This is a genomic window from Micromonospora trifolii (genome assembly GCF_022229005.1).
Taxonomy (GTDB): domain Bacteria; phylum Actinomycetota; class Actinomycetes; order Mycobacteriales; family Micromonosporaceae; genus Micromonospora; species Micromonospora trifolii.
Window position 1 is genome coordinate 59,881 of the sequence record NZ_JAKKFD010000019.1, and the last position, 20,567, is coordinate 80,447.

A 20,567-nucleotide genomic window follows, 5' to 3' on the forward strand; every position below is an offset into this window, starting at 1 on the left:
GCAGAGACGTCGCCCGAAGATCATCGGGCCCAACCAGCGCACAACTCATTCATGGTCTTGCCGTCTGCCTGCCGCAGGAGGTGCCGGTCAGGCCGCGCGGGCGTTGGCCTCGGATTATTCGAAGTCTTCGTTTTTCTTCGTGCTGCCTTTCGGTTTTGCACTGGCGGTGTGCGGTGACGATGCGTCCGTCGTGGCGCGCTGCCGGGTGGCGGTTGCGTAGTCCGGGTGGTCGACTCGGTCCTGGCTGGGAGGCGTTGGGCGCCCCCGGGGGCGGCGCAGGTCGGCGGACGGCGCCTCGAGCGAGGCGTAGCAGGGTGTAGGCGGTCAATACGAGCCAGTTCCAGCGATCGACAAGCCGAGGCCGCGACGGCAGAGAGTTTCGTGGTGATTGTCGTACCCTGGGCACTTTTTACGTCAGCCCGATGGCGAGCGGTGATGCGCGCCAGCAGCGACCCCCGCATTAGGTAGACTGGTTCGAAGTAAGACTCGATCTAGCTTCGGAGGGTCGATGTTCATCGGTCGGCGCACGGAACTCGACCTACTCACCAAACAGCTTGATCATGTGAGTCGCACCGGCGAGGGCCGCTCTGTCGCTATCCGCGGACGGCGACAGGTTGGCAAGTCGCGGCTGGTGCAGGAGTTGTGCGACCGCGTCGATCTGCCGTACTGCTTCTACACAGCGGTCAAGGGCGCATCGAGCATCGAAGCGGTCGGCTACTTTCTTGGCGCCTTACGCGACTCGTCGCTGCTGACACCCGGCGGTCGTGACCTTCTGCCGTCCCAGCCGCCGACGGGTGGCTGGGGGGACATGTTGCGGGTCCTGGCGGGTGTGCTGCCCGATACGCCGAGTGTGGTCGTCCTCGACGAACTGCCCTGGATCTCCGAGCAGGACACGACGTTCGACGGGCACCTCCAGGTCGCCTGGGACCGGCTCATCTCCAGCAAGCCAGTGCTACTGCTGCTGCTCGGCAGTGATCTACACATGATGCAGCGGTTCACCGAATACGACCGACCCTTCTACGGCAGGGCCACGAACATGGTTCTCGGCCCGTTCAATCCTGCCGAAACCGCGGCCGTGACCGGGTTGAGTGGCGCGGATGCGATCGATGCCCACTTGATCACCGGCGGGCTGCCCGGTATCGCCCTGGAGTGGTCCCCGCGAACGCCACCCGCCGATTTCCTCAGTCAGGAGGTCTCCAACAAGACCTCAGCATTGTTCACCGTCCCTGAACAGTCTCTGGCGTCGGAGTTTCCCGCTCCGGACACTGCCCGGCGCATCTTGGAAGCGGTCGGCGGGACAGGTAGCCGCACGTTCAGCAACATCGCCGCTGCCGCTGGCGACCGCGGCGGCCCAGTCAGCTCCGGCACCCTGTCCCCGCTGCTCCACCGGCTCGTCGAGGAGAAGCAGGTCCTTGCTGTCGACAAGCCGCTGTCCACCAAGCCCAGCAAATTGGCCCAATACCGGATCGCTGACAGCAACCTGCGCCTGCACCTGGCCGTTCTGCGCGATGTGCATCAACTGGTTCTGCGCGATCGAACGGCGGCAGCACGCGCCATCTTCGACAGTCGGTGGTCCACCTGGCGGGGCAACGCCGTCGAGCCGATCATCCGCGATGCGCTCGCTATCGCCGCCGGCGCTGGAGGCTTGCCCTGGACCGACACGTGGGAGGTCGGCGGCTGGTGGAACCGACAATCCAACCCAGAGATCGATCTTGTCGGAGCCGACCGCGCCCCGATCGCCTCCCACATCGCGTTCGCCGGCTCGATCAAGTGGCAGGACGGCCCGTTCGACAGGCACCATCTCGACGAATTGCGGCGCCACGCCCCGACGATCCCGGGTTTTCAGCCCGGGACCAGCGGCCTGGTCGTCGTCAGCCGATCCGGAGCCGACCTCCCGGCCGGGGCTGCGGATCTCATCTGGGGACCGGACGACATCGTCAGCGCCTGGTCGGTCTGATGCTGTCCAACGTGCCGATGGACGCGGCACGATCTGACCGCGTCGAGATGGCTCCAGTCGACGACGAGTCCGAACCCTGGCGCCGGAAGCTGACGTAGATATCCTCTTCAGGTGCTGGCCCGTGTGGAGATCGTTGACATGGGTCCGGCGCTGCGAAGGGACTCTCGACATGCCCCGTGTGGTACCGGCGGTCATCCGCGCACTCGACGTCCTCGAACTGTTTCTGGACTGCCCCCAGCTGTCGGCCCGCCAGGTGATGGAGCGACTCGATCTGCCCCGCACGACTGTCCACGAGTTGCTCGTGACGCTTGAGGCTCGCGCGTACCTGATCTCCGTACCGGGGCAGCCGGTGCAGTATCGGCTCGGCATGCCGCTGTTCCAGCTGGGCGCGGCGTTCGCGGGCCGGCTTGATCTGGTACGCGAGGCGCAGGGCGTCGCGCGGGATGTGGCCGCCGCGTGTGACGAGGCGGTTCATGTGGCGGTGCTCGACGGTGCCGATGTCATCTATCTCGTCAAGTTCGACAGCACCCACCCTGTTCGGATGGTTTCCGGGGTCGGGCTGCGGCTGCCCGCGCACTGCACGGCAGTCGGCAAGGTACTGCTGTCGGCTCTCGATCAGGCGGACCTGGACGTCGTCCTGCTCAAGGACCCCCTGCCGGGCATGACGCCGGACAGCATCACCGACCCGGACCTTCTTCGTGATCATCTGAACCGTGTCCGGGCGGAGGGTGTCGCTGTCGACATCGGGGAGTCGGACACCGCGATGCGCTGTGTCGCCGCGGGGATCCGGGACCATACCGGCGCCATCATCGCTGGAATGAGTCTGTCCGCGCCGATCATCCGCTGGACGCCTCAGGTGCAGGTGGAGTGGACCGGGCTGGTTCGCGAGGGCGCGGCCGTGTTGTCGGCTCGCATGGGCTACCGAGCGCAACCTCGGTAGGCAACCTCCCGCTTTCGGTTCGAAACAACATCGAAACATTGACATTGCTCATCGCGCTGCCCTAGCGTCGCGACCACTCGATACGGTATATCGAACCTAGTTCGAAATCTCGAACGGCGGTGGTCAGGTGACCCGACCGAACTGGAACGTCAGCGCTACCACCTCGGCCCGGTCGCCGATCGCCTCAACCTCGTCGCGCCACCCGGGAAGCGCCACCCGACATGCCTCGGGTGGCTCCGACGAAGCGCGCGTGAGCGGACGTCCCACGGTGACGGGCGGGCCCGCTCACCACCGTAGGAAGCCACGAACGAACTGATCTCGACGGGCGTCCCTCGGTGGTCGCCGGCAGAAACCAACTGCAACACAACCATCGCGGTGTTCGCCAGCTGGACCTTCGGCGTGCAGCCGTGCGCGGGACAAGAAGGAGGCGGGTGTCCATGGAGGACAAGTCGGTGTGGTCACGGCGCGGCTTTCTGGGAGCGGGAGTGGGGGTGCTCGGCGCGGCCGGTCTGGCCGCGTGCGGGGACAGCTCCGAATCGCCCAGCAAAGTGCAGCCGGAGGTTCCGCAGGAGCTGATCGACGCCGCGGCGGCGATGAAGGGCTCCTCAATGGGCATGCTGTCGCAGAAGCTCTACTCGACGGCGGCGAACGAGGCCCTGGACGGCTCGATCAAGAAGTTCGCCGACAGCACCGGGACGAAGATCGAGAACAGTCTGGTCCAGGCCGACGCCGGTGACGTGGTGGCCAAGATCGACGCCGAGGTCAAGGGCGGGGTGGCCCGTGACCTGGCGTTCATGACCGACTCGCGGTTCGTCGCGCAGTTCCAGGCGTTGGGCGACCTGGAGGACGTGACCGACGTCGTCCAGGCGCTGACCGCCAAGTACGGCGAACCCTGCGCCGAGGCCAAGAACTTCTGCGTCTTCGACGGCAAGTGGTTCGCCATCCCGTACCACTTCATCGGGATCGGGTCGTTCCTGCGCAAGGACTGGATGCAGGACAAGGGCATCTCCCCCAAGGACATCTACAGCTGGGAGGAGCTGCGGGACCTGTGCCTGGAGATCTCCGATCCGGCCAAGCGCCGGTTCGGCTGGGGCATGACTGTTAACCGGTCCGGTGACGGCAACGGAATGATCGAGGCGCTGATCAACGCCTACGGCGGGTCGATCGCCTCCAACGATGGCCGGAAGGTCACGTTCAACTCCCCGGAGACGGTGCAGGCGGTGGCCTTCCTCGGCGACATCTACACCAACTCCAAGTACAAGCCGATGTTGCCGCCGGGGATCGCGAGCTGGACCGACACCAGCAACAACGAGAACTGGCTCGCCGGAATCCTCGGCTACACCCGCAACCAGTTCAGCGTCTACGCCGACTCGCGGACCAAGAAGAACCCGGTGCACGCGAACACCCACGTGTTCTCCGACTGCATCGGGCCGGCGACCGACAACCCGCTGCTGCTCGGCCAGTCGCAGGGCTTCGTCATCTTCAAGGGGGCCAAGAACCCGGCGCTCGCCAAGCTCCTGGCGCAGTACCTGGTCAGCGCGCCCGCGCTGCTCGGGGTGGCGAAGGAGGCGCCCGGTCTGGTGATGCCCGCCTGGGAGAAGGTCTGGGACGCCGACCCGTTCTTCACCAGCGGTGACGCGGCGTTCCCCATGCTGCGCAGAATCACTGAACTGAAGCTGCCGCTGAACACGAAGAACGGCCTGGCCTTCCCGCAGAAGGCCAGCGCGGGCCAGCAGGCGGTGGGATCGGCCTACGTCCTGACCGACATGATGCAGCAGGTCGTGCAGGGAGCGGCGCCGGCGCAGGCCGTGACGGCAGCCCACGCGAAGATGGTGCAGATCTTCAACCAGCAGGGGCTGCCACAGTGAGGTCGGTCCGTCCTGCGCGGGTCCCGGCGGCGAGGAAATCCCCGCCGTCGGGACCCGGCTCCCTCACGGCGGTCCAGCGGCGGCTGGGTCGTGACTGGCGGCTGGCGGCACTGTTCCTGGCACCGATGGCAGTGCTGGTCGGCGGGCTCGTTCTCGTGCCGATCGCCCGTTCGATCATCACCAGCACCACGGAACGGCACGGGCAGGACAGCGTGTTCGTCGGCCTGGACAACTATCTCGCGCTCGTCAGCGACGATCAGTTCCACACGGGCGTGGTGAACTCGTTCGTCTTCACCGCGTACGCCGAGATCTTCAAGGTCGTGCTGGGGTTGGCCGCGGCCCTGCTGCTGCACCATCGACGCCGCGGGCGGGCCGTGCTCGCCGGGCTGCTCCTGGTGCCGTGGGTGGTGCCGACGGTGGTGACGGCGTTCAGCTGGCGCGCGCTGCTCGACCCGATCTTCGGCAGTGTCAACACGCTGCTCACCGCTACCGGGATCGGGCCGCTGCTGGCCAGCGCGCACCTGGTCGACAGCTGGCCGGCGGGCTGGCTGTCCGACCCGTCGCTGGCCATGCCGTCGGTGATCCTCGTCAACGTCTGGAAGGGGGTGCCGTTCTTCACCGTCTGTTTCCTGGCGGGACTGAAGGCCATCCCGGCGGACCTCTACGAGGCGGCGACCATCGACGGCGCCTCGGCGTGGCAGCGGTTCAGGAACGTGACGCTGCCCGGACTGCGCCACGTGATCACCGTGACGGTGACCCTGTCGTCGATCTGGACGTTCAACAACTTCGACCTCGTCTGGTTGCTGACGCAGGGCGGCCCGGGCGACGTGACAGCGCCGTACGTGCTCATCGCCTACTCGAAGGCGATCCTGCAACTCCAGTACGGCGCGGGCGCGGCGGTCACGCTCGTCATGCTGCCGATCATCGGCGGGCTGGTGTTCGTCCTGGTCCGGTTGTTGCGCCAGGACACCAACATCAAACTGCCCCGGCCACGCCGGAGAGCGCGGTGGATCGGGACACAACGGTGGGCCGGAACGGCGCGGAAGGCCCTGCCGTGGGTCGTCGCCGCGCTGGTCACCGGTCTGCTGGCCTGGGCATCACCGCAGATCTTCTGGAAGGCGGCGGTGGTCCTCGGTGTGATCCTGCTGATCGCGGCGGGGGTCGGCCGGGTGGTCTCGACGCTTCAGTCCCGAGGGGGTCGCCGTTCGTCGTCGGTAGTGTCGGGCCTGGGTTCCTGGGCCGCGCTGGCCGGCTTGCTGTTCTTCGTGCTGGGCCCGTTGTACTGGATCGCCGTCACGGCCTTCAAGTCCGAGGGCCAGGTCGTCATGCGTACCGACGACCTGTGGCCGACGCCGTGGACGCTTGAGCAGTTCGGCGCCCTGTTCGACAACCAGCCGTTCGGCCGCTGGTACCTCAACACCCTGCTGGTGTCCGCGGCGTCGACAGCTGTGGCACTGGTCTGCGCCGCCCTGGCGGGGTACGCGCTGGCCCGGCTGCGGTTCCGCGGGGCGCAGGGCTTCACCGTCACGGTGCTGCTCACCTACGTGATGCCGGGTGCGCTGCTGTTCATCCCGCTGTACCAGATGCTCATCGGCGCCCGGCTCACCGACTCGTTGTGGTCCCTGGTGGTGACGTACCCGACCTTCACGCTGCCGTTCGCCACCTGGCTGTTGGTGGGGTACTTCTCGTCGATCCCCATCGAGTTGGAGGAGGCCGCGCTGGTCGACGGTTGCAGCCGCATCCAGGCGTTCGGCCGGGTGGTGCTGCCCCTCGCCAAGCCAGGTCTGCTGGCGGTCGCGCTCTTCACCCTGACGAACGCCTGGAACGAGTTCCTCTTCGCCTTCGTATTCATCACGAAGGACGAGTACAAGACGCTCCCGGTGGGGATGCAATCGATGATCGCCGGAGACGTCGTGCCGCAAGGGCAGCTCGCCGCGGCATCGCTGCTCGTGAGCATCCCTGTGGTGATCATGTACGCCCTCGGGCAGCGCTTCCTGACCGAAGGGCTCACAGCGGGCGCGGTCAAGGGCTGAGTTCGTGAGGTGAACCGGACGGGCCGCTGGTGCCGATCGGGCACCAGCGGCCCCGCACGAAACGCTCCCCTACGGCACGCCGCCCCTCAGCGCCAGGCCATGTTGATGGCCCGCTCGAAGTTGACGTAACCGGCGCGGGCGAAGGCCTTTGCCATGGGTACGTTGCCCAGGTCGGTGGCCGCGCGGATGCGTGGGACGTCCTCGGCGGCCAGGGTTCGGGTGCCTTCGGCGAGGAGGCCGTCGACGTACCCGTGGCCCCGGTGTTCGGGGACGACGCCGAGGTAGGCGATCACCGGGTGGTAGGAGTTACGGGCCGGGACGACGAACCCGACGGGCTCGCCGTTCTCGCCCAGTGTGCCGATGCGCCACCACTCGCGAGGGCTGGAGTAGGTGGCGAGTTCCTGCTCGTAGTGCTTGAGCGCGGCCTCGTGGGGCGACATCTGCGCCAGGTCGGTACGGCTGTGCGCGTCCAGGGTCCCGTCCAGTGCGCGGGTCATCAGCGCGACCAACTCGTCGGTGTCCAGGGCCGGGCGGAAGGCCAGTCGCTGGTCCGGCATGGGCAGGCCGGCCGCGGGGCGCCACTCCAGGCGTAGGCGTTCGACAGTCAGGCGGGCGCCGGTGCTCTCGAGGACGCCCATCCTGGTACGCACCGCCCGGTACGTGTCCGGGTTGTCGCGCCAGTCCGCCGGGATGAAGCGGCCGTATTCGGGAGGGACCGCGCCGGGTGCCAGGACCTGCTTCGCGGCGGTCTCGTACAACGCCTGCGCCATCTCGGTCAGGTCCTCGGCGGTGTCGTCGACGTCGAGGATGTCCAGCAGCAGCGGAGCGGCGTCGTCGCCACGGCCCCACCAGGCGACCCTGGCCAGCAGGCGGTCGCCGCGCACTGCCACCCACATCCACTCCGGTCGGCGGCGCTTGTCGGCAAGGTCGTCGTCGAGCTCGTGGTTGATGGTGTACGGCAGGCGGTTGAACAGGGCGATCTCGTCCGGCCCGGTGATGGGACGGATCGTGACGTCGTTCTGGGACGTGCTCATGCGGACTCGTTTCCGGCCTGTGGGCGGGTGTAGGTGAGGAAGAGAGCGCCACTGTCCAGGACGGTGTGGTCGGTCAGGCGCCAGGTGCGTGGTGCGAAGACGGCGTCGCGGCCGAAGAGGGGGATGCCGGCACCAATGGTCAACGGGGCGAGCTTGATGATCAGCTGGTCGATCTCGGGATAGAGGGCACCGGCCAGCGCGCCGCCGCCGATCACCCAGACGTCCCTGCCGTCGTGGCGCTTCAGCTCTCGTACCGTGGCAATGGGGTCTTGGCCGATGACCTCGACGGCCGGGTCCGGGCTGCTGCCCAGCGTGCGGGAGAACACCAGGTGGCGCAGGTGCGGGTAGGCGTCGGTCACGCCGGCCTTCAGGCCCACCTCGTAGGAGTGGCGCCCTTCCAGCACGGTGTCGAACCGGCTGCCCTGGTCGGTGATGCCGAACGCCTGCCGGGCCGGACCGGGGAGGGTCTCCGGATATTCGCTGACGAGGTGGTGCAGGTAGTCGTCCGGGATGGGCCAGAAGCCGTCGGGGCCGGTGGGGTCGGCGCCGTCGGGACCGGCGATGAAGCCGTCCAGGGTGGCGGCGATGTAATACACGAGCTTGCGCACGACGATCTCCTCGTTCAGGGTGCCGGATGCTGTTCAGCGGCGACGTCCGTCAGCCTGCCGGGCGCGGCACCGGGCTACAAGATCACAACTGGTAACGTGCCATAACCCTTCGCTAATGCGTGGATCGGGAACAGCACATGGAACTCCGCGACATCGAGATCTTTCTGACCCTGGCGGAGGAACTGCACTTCACCCGCACCGCCGAGCGGCTGCACGTGACCCAGGCCCGGGTCAGCCAGGCGATCAAGAAGCAGGAACGTCGGATCGGCGCCGCGCTGTTCGAGCGGAACAACAGGCAGGTGGCACTCACACCGATCGGCCAACGGCTCTTCGACGACATTCAGCCCATGTACCGCGGTCTGCACGAGGGAATGGACCGGGCCAGGCTCGCCGCCCGCGGCAAGACCGGGGTGCTGCGGGTCGGGTCGATCGCCGTCAACCTCCACGACTTCCGCGAGTTGTTCGACGGGTTCGCGAAGGATCACCCCGAGTGCGAGGTGCAGCTGCGGCATGTCGACTTCGGCGACCCCTTCGGTCAACTGCGCGCCGGCGACATCGACGTGCAGATCGTGTGGCTGCCCGTCAAGGAGCCGGACCTCACCGTCGGCCCGGTGATCTACACCGAACCCATCGTGCTGGCCGTCGGGGCGACCCACCGGCTGGCCGGCCGGGAGTCGGTCTCCTACGAGGACCTGGCGGACGAGACGGTCATGGGCGGGGCCCGGCCGGACTACTGGCGGGAGATCCTGGTGCCCGTACGCACGCCCAGCGGACGGTTGATCCCGATCGGCCCGTCGGTCTCCAACTTCCAGGAGATGATCCCGATCCTCGTCACTGGCGAAGCCGTCTCGCCGGTGCACGCCCAGGCGGCCCGCTACTACGCGCGGCCGGACATCGCCTACGTGCCCATCCACGACGCCCCGCCGGGCCGGTGGGGGCTGATCTGGCGGACCGGCAGCGAGACGGAACTCATCCGGTCGTTCGCCAGCGCCGCTCACCACCTCAGCTCCATCGAGTAGCCCGGCTGACTCACCCCTGCCACGTGGTACGAATGCCGCAGAGCGCGCATAACCCACAGGACGGGCGAGCCGATGACGACGAGTGGTGCGGGCAAGCTGCTGCGGAAGCCCGGGGATCCGCAACGGGCCACCTTCCTGGAGCTCTTCTTCGACCTGGCGTTCGTCTACGTGCTCACCCAACTCGGGCGGGTGCTCAGCCAGGACCTCACCTGGCGTGGCACCTTCCACACGCTGGTGCTGCTCCTGGCGGTGTGGTGGGTCTGGTGCAGCACGGCGACGGTCCCGGACCGCTTCGACCCGCAGCGGCCGACGATCCAACTGCTGGTGATCGCGACTCTGGTAGGCAGTCTGCTGATGGCCGTCGCGCTACCGGAGGCATTCGGAGTGCAGGGCCTGGTCTTCGCGGGCGCGTACGTCGTCGTCCAGGTCGGCCGCAGCATCGGCCTTCTCATCGCCCTGCGGGGCCACGAATTGCAGCGCGGCGCCCTGCGGGTGGTCGTCTGGTTCTGCGCGTCCGCTGTGCCGTGGATCGCGGGGGCACTGGCGCACGGCACCGCCCGGGAGGCGCTGTGGGTGCTGGCGGTGGCCATCGACTATCTGGCGGGAAAACTCCGCTACCTGACACCCGGCCTGGGCCGCTCACCGCCCTCAGAGTTGCCGAGCGCCGCCGAACACCTGGCCGAGCGTCACCGACAGTTCTTCATCATCGCGCTGGGCGAGATGATCCTGGTCTCCGCGTCGACCCTTGGCGGCAGCGGCTTCGCACCCGACCGGACCACGGCGTTTCTGGTGTCGATCGCCGCCACTGTGCTGCTCTGGCGCATCTACATCTACCGTGCCGGGGAGTTGTCGGCGTCAGCCATCGCCAACTCCCGCGATCCGGCCCGCCTCGGACTGTCGGCGTTCTACGCCCATCTGGTCATGGTGGCCGGTGTCGTCGTCGCGGCGGTCGGCGCCGAACTCGTCATCGCCCATCCGTCCGGACATCCTGAACCGGCCTGGATCGCGATCATCCTCGGCGGGCCGGCGCTGTTCCTGGCCGGGCGCTCCCGCTTCGAGTACGTGGTCTTCAGCCGGGTCTCCCGGGACCGGCCGATCGGGCTGCTCGCCCTGGCCGCCTTGACGCCGTTGATGCTCCTCGTGCCGCCGATCGTGGCCGCCCTCGCCGCCGCCGCGGTCCTGGCCGGGGTCGCCATCTCGGACGCCGCCCGCACGCGGGGCCGCCCACCTGAGCCACCGTCGCCGCCTGGATAGCCGGACAGGACCACGTCGGACCAGATTTCGTCACCGTCGCAGCTGTTTCTCGAACCAGTGGTGGGCGTAGTGCTCGGTGTTGTATGCCTCGATCTCCCGGTAACCGGTCGCCCGGTACAGGGCGATCGCCTCGGTGAGGTTGCGGTTGGTGTCCAGCCGGACCGCTGTCGCACCGCGCTCGGCGGCGTACCGTTCCAGCTCGCCCAGCAGCCGCCGCCCGACGCCGAGCCCGCGTACGGTGTCGGCCACCCACACGCGTTTGATCTCGGCGGGCGCGTCGCTGTGGAGTTTGACGGCGCCGCAGCCGATCGGTTCGCTGTTGAGGGTGGCGAGCAGAAGCACCCCGTTGGGCGGGACGAGGGCTTCGTCGGGGAGCGGTTTGCTCAGTGCGGGGTCGAACCCGCCGTCGAACCGTCGTGCGATGTCGCGGACGTAGGCCCGCAGGCACGCGCGGGCTCGCGGGTCGCTCGGCGGGCACGGCTCGATGACGACCATCGAGCCCATGAGCAGCCGTTCGACCTCGGCCATGGCGGCGACGAGTCGTTCGCGGCGGTGATCGGTCAGCGGTTCGAGGATCGAGGCGGCGAGATCGTCCGACCGCTGGTCGAGGTCGGCCCACTGGGCCCGGCCGGCGTCGGTGAGCGTGGCGACGCGTACCCGGCCGTCGGCGCCGGTCTGGTCGGCTGGCCCGACGGCGATGAGGCCGTCGTTCTCCAGGGTGCGCAGGAGTCGGCTGAGGTGTCCGGAGTCCAGGCCGAGCCGGGCCCGTAGCGCGGCGACCTCGGCACCGGCGGGGCCGATCTCCCAGAGCAGCCGCGCCTGCCCCAGCGGGCGCCCCTGGGCCATGTACTCGTCGTCGAGCGCGCCCACCCGTTGGGTGACCGTCCGGTTGAACCGCCGCACAGCGGCGATGAGAGCCGATTCCATATACCTGACTTTAGTCAGGCTTCTTGACTATGCGCCAGATCGGTGGCGGTAGGACCGGATGCCGGCGTGGTCCAGGACGACCACCGCGAGCACCACCCCCGTGGCGACCGCGCTGACCGCCAACAGCGGCAGCCGCACGACCACCGCCGCACCGATCAGCACCACCAGGGCGGCGACCCGGGGCCAGGAGAGTCGTCGGTGGATCGCCGCCGAGAAGAGGATCCGCCCGACGAGGAACAGCAACGGGCCGCTCAGGATGACCAGGACCGCAGTGCGGTCACCAGTCTGCAGCGGGTGGGCGATGCTCAGTTCGGCGCCGACGGCGGTGACCACCAACCCGGCGATCATCACCAGGTGCAGGTATCCGGTGATGACCCCGAGTCGGGACGGGTCGGCGTGCTCGATGGCCGGGCCGAGCCGCTGGCCGGCGGGCGTGACGTAGAGCAGACCGATCAGCACCGCGGCGGCGAAGACCAGCAGGAACGCGGCGGTCTGCGGGAGGGCGAGGTCGCTTTCGGCGTACGAGAGGCCGGCCACCAGGACGAGTTCGCCGAGCGCAATGATCATGATTTGTTGGTACCGCTCGGCGAAGTGCTCACCGGCAAGATGCAGCTCCTGCGGCCCGGTCCGACCCATCAGTGGAGTGGGCCAGCCGAGTCGTGGGCCGGTGAGATCGATGGCGAGGGCGAGCAGCCAGAGCGGCACCCGCCACTCCGGCAGGAACCCACCGGCCAACCACGGTACCGCCGAGACGCTGAACCAGCAGAGGATGCGCAGCGCCCGGCTCTGCCGCGGGTGGCCGCGTAGCGCCAGGGCGGTGACCACGCCCCGGGCGATGTGCACCGAGGCGTACGCGCCGGCGAAGAGCAGGCCCCGCCCGTCCAACGCCCGCGGGATCGCCACCCCGGCCAGCAGGCTGCCGAGCGCGGAACCGACCAGCAGCCAGCGCACCGCCGGGCTCTCCGGGTCGTACCAGTCGGCGAACCAGGTGGTGGTCACCCAGATCCACCAGACCCCGGTCAACAGCAGAGCGGTGTGCAGCGCGCCGCCCAGACTGAGGTCGTGCAGCAGGTGGGCGGCCAGCTGACTGAGGGCGAGCACGAACGCCAGGTCGAAGAACAGCTCCAGGAACGAGGCGCTCAGCGGCGAGTCGTCGCCCCGCAGCAGCCGTTCGGGTCTGCTCGCCATCGGCGCTCCTCCCGCCGGCGCACGCCCTGCGTCCGTCGTACCACCCGAGGCCGGCCACCGGAGGCGAAAGCGGGGTCAGCGGCGGGAGCGAAACTCGATGTCTAGCACCCGCGGCGACGACCCGCTGACCCCTCGTGTCGTTGATCCGGCTGCGCCCATGGTCACCGCTGACCACGGTGGGGGCACCGACTCAACGAGGAGGGACGCCGATGACCGCTCAGCGCGAGACCGTGCAGGTCGATCATGACCTGTTCCGCGCCGTGTACGACTCGCCCGCATCACTGCCCGGCCGGCACCGCTGGACCACCCCCGAGTCGGACGTCCGGCGGCTGGAGAAACTGTTGGGCATGCCGGCGCGCAGCATCGGCGCCCCGCTCTGGGTCAGCGGCGACGAACCCGACTGCCCGAAGTGCCGCCGGCGGGTCACCTGGTACGACATCGTCTCGTCGGCGCTCTCCGGCCTGCACGACAAGGCCATGATCGCCACGGTCATCCTGGGCGAGCGCAAGTACGTCAACACCGAGATCCCGGATGCCATCGCCGGGGTGCGCTGCTCCGACTGTCACACAGCGATCGACGGTCTGCGCAGCTTCAAGTGCCACAACTGGGCGTACGCCTTCGAGGAACTGGAGGCGATCCGCGAGCGGATGGCCGGCGGTCTTGCACCGACCTGAGGCGGCAGCGGGCTCAGTCGGCTGAGCGGCGGGTGGGACGGCGGCCGGGCGGGGAGGGCGGTTCCGGACCGGGATCGGGCACCGGCGGCATCGGCCGGGCGGCCGGTTCGGCGCCGGTGACCCGCAGCGACTCGCCGTGGTGCCACAGCTCGACCTCGGCATCTGCGGCGGCGTCGGGCAGTTCGTAGCGGGCCTCGGCCGGGGTCAATGTGACCCGCAGCCGGTGGCCGCGCCAGCGCAGGCTGAACGCCAGCCGGTCGATCCGGCGTGGCAGCCGGGGGTCGAAGGAGAGCACCCGCCGGTCGTCGCGCAGCCCACCGAAGCCCTGCACCAGCGCCAGCCACGCGCCGGCCAGCGAGGCCAGGTGCAGCCCGTCGGCGGTCTTGTCGCCCAGGTCGGCCAGGTCCTGGAGGACCGACTCGGCGAACAGGTCGTACGCCAGATCCAGGTACCCGACCTCGGCGGCCAGCACGGCCTGCGGGGCCGCCGACAGTGACGAGTCGCGGACCGTGCGGGCCTGGTAGTAGGCCAGGTTGCGAGCCTTCTCGTCGGCGGTGAACTCACCGGGGCAGAGCTGCATGGCCAGCACCAGATCGGCCTGCTTCACCACCTGCTTGCGGTACAGCTCCAGGTACGGGAAGTGCAGCAGCAGGGGGTAGTCGTCGTCGCCGGTGTTCTCGAAGTCCCACTCGGGCTGTTCGGTGAACCCGGCGGCCTGCTGGTGCACCCCACGCTCGCTGTCGTACGGGACGGCCATCGCGTCGGCGGCGGCCCGCCAGCCGGCCACCTCGTCGCGGTCCACGCCGAGCCGGTCCGCCAACTCGGGATGCCCCTCGGCGGCGTCCGCGGCGCCGCGCAGGTTGCGCTTCGCCATCAGGTTGGTGAAGACGTTGTCGTCGACCAGCGCCGCGTACTCGTCCGGGCCGGTCACCCCGTGCAGGTGGAAGTCGCCCTCGCCCGACCAGTGGCCGAAGCCGTGCCAGAGCCGGGCGGTCTCCACCAGCAGTTCCAGCCCCGCCTCGGCCAGGAACCCCTGGTCGTCGGTAGCAGCCAGGTAGCGCAGCACCGCGTCGGCGATGTCGGCGTTGACGTGCAGCGCGGCGGTGCCCGCCGGCCAGTAGCCGGAGCTTTCCCGGCCACCGATGGTGCGCCACGGGAAGGTCGCGCCGGTCAACCGCAGCTCGGCGGCCCGCTCCCGCGCCTCGGGCAGGTGGGCGTGCCGCCACCTCAACGCCGAGCGCGCCACCGCCGGGGCCAGGTAGGTGAGCACCGGCAGGACGTAACTCTCGGTGTCCCAGAGGACGTGCCCGTCGTAGCCGTTGCCGGTCAACCCCTTGGCCGAGATGGTCCGGTCGGAGTCCGGGCGACCGGCCTGGATCAGGTGGAACATCGCGAACCGAACGGCCTGCTGAAGCTCCGGGTCGCCGTCGAGCTGCACGTCGGCGACCTGCCAGGCCGCGTCCAGGGCGGCGCGCTGGTCGGTGAGCAGGGCGTCGAACCCGTCCGCGCGCGCCGCGTCCGCCTCGGCGGCGACCAGGGTGGCCAACTCGTCGGCGGGCGTCGCGTCGATCGCCGCCCACTCGTAGGCGGCGAACTTCGTCAGCCGCAACTGCTCCCCCCGGCGCAGGCGACCCGTCGCGGTCAGCCGCACCCGGTCCGGGGTGCAGTCACCGGTGGTGGTCACCGTGCCCGGCCCCTCCACCAGGTGACTGACCGCGACCGCGACACGCTGGCCGCTGCGCTCGGTTTGGTGCACCAGCACGCCGTCGAGGCCGGTCGCACGGTACGTCTCGGCGGTCAGCGGGTCGGTGGGAACCGAGGCGGCCCGAGGGTCGTCCGAACGCTCCGGCACCTTCTCGTTGGCCAGCAGATCCGAGCAGACCCGTAGCTCGACGGCGGCGTCCAACGGCTCGACCTCGTACCGGACGGCGGCCACCGGGCGACGCGGCAGGGACACCAACCGGGTGCTGCGGATGCGTACGCCCCGCCCGGCCGGTGAAATCCACTCGGTCTCCCGGCGCAGCACGCCGGTACGCAGGTCGAGCACCCGTTCGTGGCTGCGCAGCGTCCCGGTCCGGAGATCCAACGGCTCGTCGTCGACCCAGAGCCGGATCAGCGCGGCGTTCGGTGCGCTGATGACGGTGTCGCTGGCCGGCGGAAACGCGTACCCCTCCTCGGGATAGCTCAGCTCGCGCCGCTCGTGGAAGCCACTGACGTAACTGCCCGGCATCCCGCACGGGGCACCCTCGTCGAGCACCCCGCGCCAGCCGATCCACCCGTTGCTCAACGCGAAGATCGACTCGGTCTCGCCGAGCCGGTCCAGGTCCGCCGTCGTGCGCCGCATCCGCCAGGTTTCGTCGTCCGCCGTAGCGGCGGTGGACTGCTGTTGATCGGTGGCCGAACCGGTCTGCACGAAGCCTCCTGTCGATGTCGACGTTCTGCAAGAGCCAACCAGAGCCGGCTGTGCGGTTCCTGGACGAAGGTCGGGTGGGCCGCCCGACCTTCGACGGCAGCGGTGCCCTCTGCCGCGTTCCTAGGGTGTCCCCCAGGTGAACAGGGTATGAACGTGAAGTGAGGTGATGCATGGTCGACAACGGCAGCATTGACGTTCCGGAGATCAGCGCCGAGTGGTACAGCGACGTCGTCGACGCCGCCGCCGGCAGCCCAGAGCCGGTGCAGTGGTTCGTCGGACACGCCACCGAGGGGGTGATTCTGCTACTCGGCGCGCTGCTGGTGATGGCCGCGCTGAGCCGCCGGTCCGGCGGCCCGCACGACCGGGCACTCGCCCTGATCGCGCCGGTGCCGGCCCTCCTGGCGTACGTGGGCAGCGAGTTCCTCAAGACCGTGGTGGACCAGGATCGCCCCTGCCGCACGATCGGTCGGGAAATCATCGCGGGCGCCTGCCCACCCCCGGGCGACTGGTCGTTCCCCAGCAACCACGCCACCATCGCTGGCGCGCTGGCGGTCACCACGTTGCTGCTCTCCCGCCGGCTCGGCCTGGTCGCGCTGCCCCTGGCCGCGCTCGGTGCCTTCTCCCGGGTCTTCGTGGGCGTGCACTACCCGCACGACGTGATCGCGGGTGTGCTGTTCGGCGCCCTGGTCGCCGTGGTGGTCACCCCGTTGCTGGCCCGCCCGACCGGCGAGGTGCTCCGCCGCCGGGCCAACCGCCCCGACAGCCCGGTCCCGAAACTGGCCAGCCGCTCCCGCCCCTGACCACCGCCGCCCCCTCGCCCCTCGCCGCCCGCCGCGGCGCCCGCCCACAGCTGCTGGCTGTCGCTCGCCCCGCCGACAAGATCGCGCTCGATCCTGGTTGTAGTGGCCTCCATGGCGACCGACACCACTAGATCCTGGATCGAGCGCGATCTTGGTGGCGGCGGCGGGCCGGCGGGGGCGAAGGGGTTGGCGGGCGGCGGGCGGGGGCCGGCGAGGCGGCGAGGCGGCTGGTCAGGTCGCCAGTAGGAGGGCGGCCGTGGTGCCGAGCAGCAGGAACGGGCCGAACGGCAGGTGGGTGTTCCAGTTGGCGCGGCGGGTGGCCAGCAGGCCCAGACTCACCAGGGCGGAGAGCCCGAACGTGAGCACCAGCCCGAACAGCAGCACCGGCCAGCCGTACCAGCCGAGCAGCGCACCGACGCTGAGCGCCAGCTTGGCGTCGCCCAGCCCGAAGCCGCGGCGGCCGAGCAGCACCGCGGTGCTGGCGAAGAACAGCGCCAGGCCGGTGCCGCCGAGGACGGCCCGCAGCCAGTGCCCCGGGTCGGCGTCGAGCGCGGCCACGCCGAGCAGCAGCCAGGTGCCGGCCGCCGCGGGCAGTGTGAGCCGATCCGGCAACCGGTGCACGGCCAGGTCGACGAGGATCGCCGGGATGGTCCAGCCCAGCCACCAGATCAGCGCCGGCAGTGCCCCGCCCGGCGGACCGGCGAACGTCAGCAGCACCGCCGCCGCGAGCACCGCCAGCTCGACGGTGGCCGGCGGTGGGCCGACCCGGGCGCGGCACCGACCACACCGGGCTGCCGGGCCCAGCGCCGGCCAGGGGCGGGTCAGGCCGACCGGCGCGTCGCAGGCGTCGCAGCCGGCCCGGCTGGGCAGACCCGGGGGTACGGCGTAGCGCAGCGCTGCCAACCGCATCAGCGGGCTGATCGCGAGGATCGCGAACACTGCCGGGAATCGGGTGCGTCCCACCGCCGGCACGTGGCCCGCCGGTCGTTCACGCAGCGGAGAGGGCGTTGCCTGCGGTTCCGTCGCATCACCGGACGGCGGGGGTGCCGGGCGCCGATCGGGTGGGTCTTCCCGACCGGGGATGGCGGCCGGGGGGCCGGTCAGCGCCATGTCGCCTCCATTGCGGCCAGACGCTCGCCCGCGATGGCGAACACGGATCGTGATTGAACAATCGCTGCGGTGTAGCGGATGGCGCAGAAAGCGACCTGCCGACCGGGGCCCGCACGGGTGCTTTCGACAGCTTCCGGGTCAGGCGTGGCGATGGACGAGGCGGCCCGCCGACAGGGTGCCGACGTCGGTCGAATGCCGGGATGAGACCACGATGTCCCACTCCCGCGACCGGTGACGCAACTCCGGTGAACCCATCCGGCCCGGCGACGCCGCATCAATAACGGCAGTTCGCTCGCCCACCGCCCGGGGCGCAGTGTGGACACCCGCCACCACCACCTGTCATCACGCTGAGTGTTCGCTTGAATTGCCTCTGTTGCATCGGCGAGCGTCAGCCTATGCTCGCCCCTTGGGTGTGACGCAAGCCTCACCTTCACCATCGGACGACACAGGACCCCGAATTTGTAAAAGATCCGTAACGGTGAATGCAGAAGCGCAATGAACGGCTCCGGATGTGCTGATCCGGGCGCGCTTCCGTATGCCCGGCGGCGGTGAACCGTCACCGACCCGGGCGACCACGAGGAGGCTCGACGGTGCGCGGAAGGCAGCTCAGAAGAGCGGCAATCTGCCTGCTGGTGGGCGTGGCGGCGATGCCGATCACCGCCTGCGCCAGCGGACGGGAAACGGTCGAACGGCCGACGGAAGTTCGCGACAACGGGCCCCGGACCGATTCCGACGTCGAACGACGCGCCGCCGAAAAGGCGGCACTTGACGCGTACTCCGGGTATCTCGCGGCCTCGCGCACTGCGGGCCTGCGCAGTGATCCACGTTTGCCGGAACTGTCCCGGTTCCTCGGTGATCCACTTTTGACCCGGGTCCGGGTTTCCATTCGCGAGGCTAAGGAGCACGGCGCGATGCGTACCGGGACGTTCAAGTCCGACCCGACCGTGACCGCCGTCAGCCTGGACGCGAAGCCGGCCACAGTGGAGATCCAGGACTGCCTGGACACGACCGGCTACCGGCTGGTCTACGCCAAGGACAAGCGCTCGGTCCCGGGCAGCGGTGGCGGCAGACACCTCTCCACCGCTACCGCGACCCGCTATCCCGACGGCCGCTGGCTGATCAACTACGGCACGACGCACCGGGACCAGCCGTGCTGAGCGGGGCCGCGACAACCCGACGGGCGCTCACCGGAATCGGCCTCACGCTCCTGCTGGTGATCGGTGCGACACCGCCGGCCGTCGCCGCCCTACGGGCCGACCCGGGAGCGGGCTGCCCGCCCGACCAACCCGACTGCAGCGTCTGGGACGACGAGCCAGGCAATCCCGGTGATCCCGGGGGCGGCGGGGACAACGGTGGGGGCGGGGACGACGGTGGCGGTGGCGGTGGCGGCGTCTGCCAGTGGAACGGGCGGACCATCCCCTGCTACGACGAGGACCTGGGCTGGTTCAACAACGGCAACGGGTGCTACTACAAGCTGACCGAGGGGCCGGTCGAGGCGCCCGAGGGTCACCAGTGGTACCTGCAAACCTGCAACGGCGGCTCCCTGGGTGCCCAGGAGGTGGTGTCGCTGGCCGATCCGCCGGCCGGTTTCGGCGCGCCGCCGGACCCCGAGGAGTTGGCCCGTCGCGCACTGGCGTCGATCAAGCTGCTGCCGGCGCGGCTGAAGGTCGCCCCCCGTAAGGACATCGGTCCGGGCCTGGTCGGCCTGCCCGTGTGGATGTGGGCAACCGCGGGGAAGAACTACTTCGGCCCGCTGTACGCCGACGAGTCCGACCGGGGTCTGACCGTCTACATCGAGGCGAAGGTCGACCGGATCGTCTGGGAGATGGGCGACGGCAAGAAAGTCACCTGCTACGGCGCCGGCACCGAGTACAAGGCCGATGGCGCGCGGGCGGGTGCCACCTCCCCGGACTGCGGCTACGACGACGGCTACTCGAAACCCGCCACCTACAAGGTCACCGCCACCACGCACTGGACGGTGAACTGGTGGACCAACAGCGACGCCACGAGGCGGGTGATCCCGCAGACCCGGAGAAGCGGCATCGTGCAGATCAGGATCAACGAACTCCAGGTGGTCACCAGATGAGCCTCGCGACGCGCAACGGAACCCCGTCGGTGGACGCACCCGTCAACCCGCCCACAGTGGTCCGCCAGCGACGGGTCCGTCCCGGGCTGCTCGGTCTCGCCGTCCTCCTGATCGCCCTGGGCGGGCTGGGCGCGGCCTTCGCGGTCACCTCGGTACGGGCCACCGGCAGCTATCTGGCGGTGGCCCGACCGGTGGAGGTGGGTCGGGAGATCAGCGCAGCCGACCTGGTCACCGTGCAGGTCGCCGGCGGTCAGGGGTTGCGCCCGGTGCCTGCCGCACGGCTCGACGAGGTGGTCGGAAAACGGGCCGCCGTCGCGCTGCTTCCGGGCACGCTGCTCACCCTGGGACAGGTCACCGACGACCCGCTGCTCGGCCCCGGCCAGCAGCAGATCGCGCTCGGCCTGAAGACCGCCCAGGTGCCGGCCCGCGAACTGCACCCCGGAGACAAGGTCCTGCTGGTCAGCACTCCGGACAACGATGCCGACGGGGACACGGCCGCCGCTGGCACCCGCTTCGCGGCCACCGTCATCGACATGGTCAGCCCGGCCAACGACGACAGGGTCGTGTACCTGGCGTTGCTCACCCGTGACGTGCCCGCGGTGGTGGCGCTCGCCGCACAGGAACGGCTCGCGGTAGTGCTGACCGAGGCGGCCTGA

The 20,567-nt window shown here is 69.6% G+C and carries 17 protein-coding genes; 11 read left to right on the forward strand and 6 right to left on the reverse strand.

All coding sequences use genetic code 11. From position 1 onward, the window contains the following. Nucleotides 1-508: 508 nt before the first annotated feature. The 4 genes from NIE79_RS12475 to NIE79_RS12490 all read left to right on the forward strand — a co-directional run bounded on the left by NIE79_RS12475 (nucleotide 509) and on the right by NIE79_RS12490 (nucleotide 6,798). A complete protein-coding gene (locus tag NIE79_RS12475) occupies nucleotides 509-1,957 on the forward strand; it encodes an AAA family ATPase (protein WP_238678700.1) in 1,449 nt (482 codons plus the stop codon). Nucleotides 1,958-2,126: 169 nt separating this feature from the next. Then, nucleotides 2,127-2,897 (forward strand): IclR family transcriptional regulator, encoded by a 771-nt coding sequence (locus NIE79_RS12480; protein WP_238678784.1) that lies wholly within the window; start codon nucleotides 2,127-2,129, stop codon nucleotides 2,895-2,897. 437 nt (nucleotides 2,898-3,334) lie between these two features. Beyond that, on the forward strand, nucleotides 3,335-4,765 hold the full coding sequence (locus tag NIE79_RS33685) for an ABC transporter substrate-binding protein (protein ID WP_274524009.1): 1,431 nt from the start codon (nucleotides 3,335-3,337) through the stop codon (nucleotides 4,763-4,765). Nucleotides 4,766-4,890: 125 nt separating this feature from the next. Next, nucleotides 4,891-6,798: an ABC transporter permease gene (locus tag NIE79_RS12490; protein ID WP_238678701.1), complete on the forward strand. Its 1,908-nt coding sequence runs from the start codon at nucleotides 4,891-4,893 to the stop codon at nucleotides 6,796-6,798. 86 nt (nucleotides 6,799-6,884) lie between these two features. On the opposite strand, the gene NIE79_RS12495 is transcribed toward NIE79_RS12490, so the two are convergent. Both NIE79_RS12495 and NIE79_RS12500 read right to left on the reverse strand, forming a co-directional pair. Further along, a complete protein-coding gene (locus tag NIE79_RS12495) occupies nucleotides 6,885-7,832 on the reverse strand; it encodes a GNAT family N-acetyltransferase (RefSeq protein ID WP_238678702.1) in 948 nt (315 codons plus the stop codon). Further along, a complete protein-coding gene (locus NIE79_RS12500) occupies nucleotides 7,829-8,440 on the reverse strand; it encodes a dihydrofolate reductase family protein (RefSeq protein ID WP_238678703.1) in 612 nt (203 codons plus the stop codon). Before NIE79_RS12500 ends, NIE79_RS12495 begins: the two co-directional genes overlap by 4 nt. 137 nt (nucleotides 8,441-8,577) lie before the next feature. On the opposite strand from NIE79_RS12500, the gene NIE79_RS12505 reads away from it, so the two are divergent. Together NIE79_RS12505 and NIE79_RS12510 are read left to right on the forward strand one after the other, a co-directional pair. Continuing rightward, complete coding sequence (locus NIE79_RS12505) at nucleotides 8,578-9,459, forward strand: LysR family transcriptional regulator (RefSeq protein WP_238678704.1); 882 nt, start codon at nucleotides 8,578-8,580, stop codon at nucleotides 9,457-9,459. 72 nt (nucleotides 9,460-9,531) lie between these two features. Continuing rightward, a complete protein-coding gene (locus tag NIE79_RS12510; RefSeq protein ID WP_238678705.1) occupies nucleotides 9,532-10,713 on the forward strand; it encodes a low temperature requirement protein A in 1,182 nt (393 codons plus the stop codon). 30 nt (nucleotides 10,714-10,743) lie between these two features. On the opposite strand, the gene NIE79_RS12515 is transcribed toward NIE79_RS12510, so the two are convergent. Next, entirely contained in the window at nucleotides 10,744-11,640 is an 897-nt protein-coding gene (locus tag NIE79_RS12515) for a helix-turn-helix domain-containing GNAT family N-acetyltransferase (RefSeq protein WP_238678706.1), read from the reverse strand. 27 nt (nucleotides 11,641-11,667) lie between these two features. Continuing rightward, on the reverse strand, nucleotides 11,668-12,828 hold the full coding sequence (locus NIE79_RS12520; RefSeq protein WP_238678707.1) for a low temperature requirement protein A: 1,161 nt from the start codon (nucleotides 12,826-12,828) through the stop codon (nucleotides 11,668-11,670). A 209-nt stretch (nucleotides 12,829-13,037) separates the two neighbouring features. Here NIE79_RS12520 and NIE79_RS12525 point away from each other — a divergent pair, with 209 nt between their 5' ends. Further along, entirely contained in the window at nucleotides 13,038-13,502 is a 465-nt protein-coding gene (locus tag NIE79_RS12525) for a DUF8243 domain-containing protein (protein ID WP_238678708.1), read from the forward strand. 13 nt (nucleotides 13,503-13,515) lie between these two features. Here NIE79_RS12525 and NIE79_RS12530 read toward each other — a convergent pair whose 3' ends face one another. Then, the gene (locus NIE79_RS12530; protein ID WP_238678785.1) at nucleotides 13,516-15,846 is read right to left on the reverse strand and encodes a glycoside hydrolase family 65 protein; all 2,331 of its coding nucleotides are present in this window, start codon (nucleotides 15,844-15,846) and stop codon (nucleotides 13,516-13,518) included. A 239-nt stretch (nucleotides 15,847-16,085) separates the two neighbouring features. Between NIE79_RS12530 and NIE79_RS12535 the strand changes: the two genes are divergently transcribed. Further along, nucleotides 16,086-16,715, forward strand: coding sequence for a phosphatase PAP2 family protein (locus NIE79_RS12535; RefSeq protein WP_238678709.1), 630 nt, complete (start codon nucleotides 16,086-16,088; stop codon nucleotides 16,713-16,715). A gap of 231 nt (nucleotides 16,716-16,946) precedes the next feature. On the opposite strand, the gene NIE79_RS12540 is transcribed toward NIE79_RS12535, so the two are convergent. After that, nucleotides 16,947-17,624: a prepilin peptidase gene (locus NIE79_RS12540; RefSeq protein ID WP_238678786.1), complete on the reverse strand. Its 678-nt coding sequence runs from the start codon at nucleotides 17,622-17,624 to the stop codon at nucleotides 16,947-16,949. 848 nt (nucleotides 17,625-18,472) lie between these two features. On the opposite strand from NIE79_RS12540, the gene NIE79_RS12545 reads away from it, so the two are divergent. The 3 genes from NIE79_RS12545 to NIE79_RS12555 are packed head-to-tail and all read left to right on the forward strand — an operon-like array spanning nucleotide 18,473 to nucleotide 20,567. Continuing rightward, a complete protein-coding gene (locus NIE79_RS12545) occupies nucleotides 18,473-18,982 on the forward strand; it encodes a hypothetical protein (RefSeq protein WP_274524011.1) in 510 nt (169 codons plus the stop codon). Beyond that, nucleotides 18,976-19,911, forward strand: a complete 936-nt coding sequence (locus tag NIE79_RS12550; RefSeq protein WP_238678711.1) for a hypothetical protein — start codon at nucleotides 18,976-18,978, stop codon at nucleotides 19,909-19,911. The genes NIE79_RS12545 and NIE79_RS12550 overlap by 7 nt, the downstream gene beginning before the upstream one ends. Continuing rightward, the gene (locus NIE79_RS12555) at nucleotides 19,908-20,567 is read left to right on the forward strand and encodes an SAF domain-containing protein (protein ID WP_238678712.1); all 660 of its coding nucleotides are present in this window, start codon (nucleotides 19,908-19,910) and stop codon (nucleotides 20,565-20,567) included. The genes NIE79_RS12550 and NIE79_RS12555 overlap by 4 nt, the downstream gene beginning before the upstream one ends.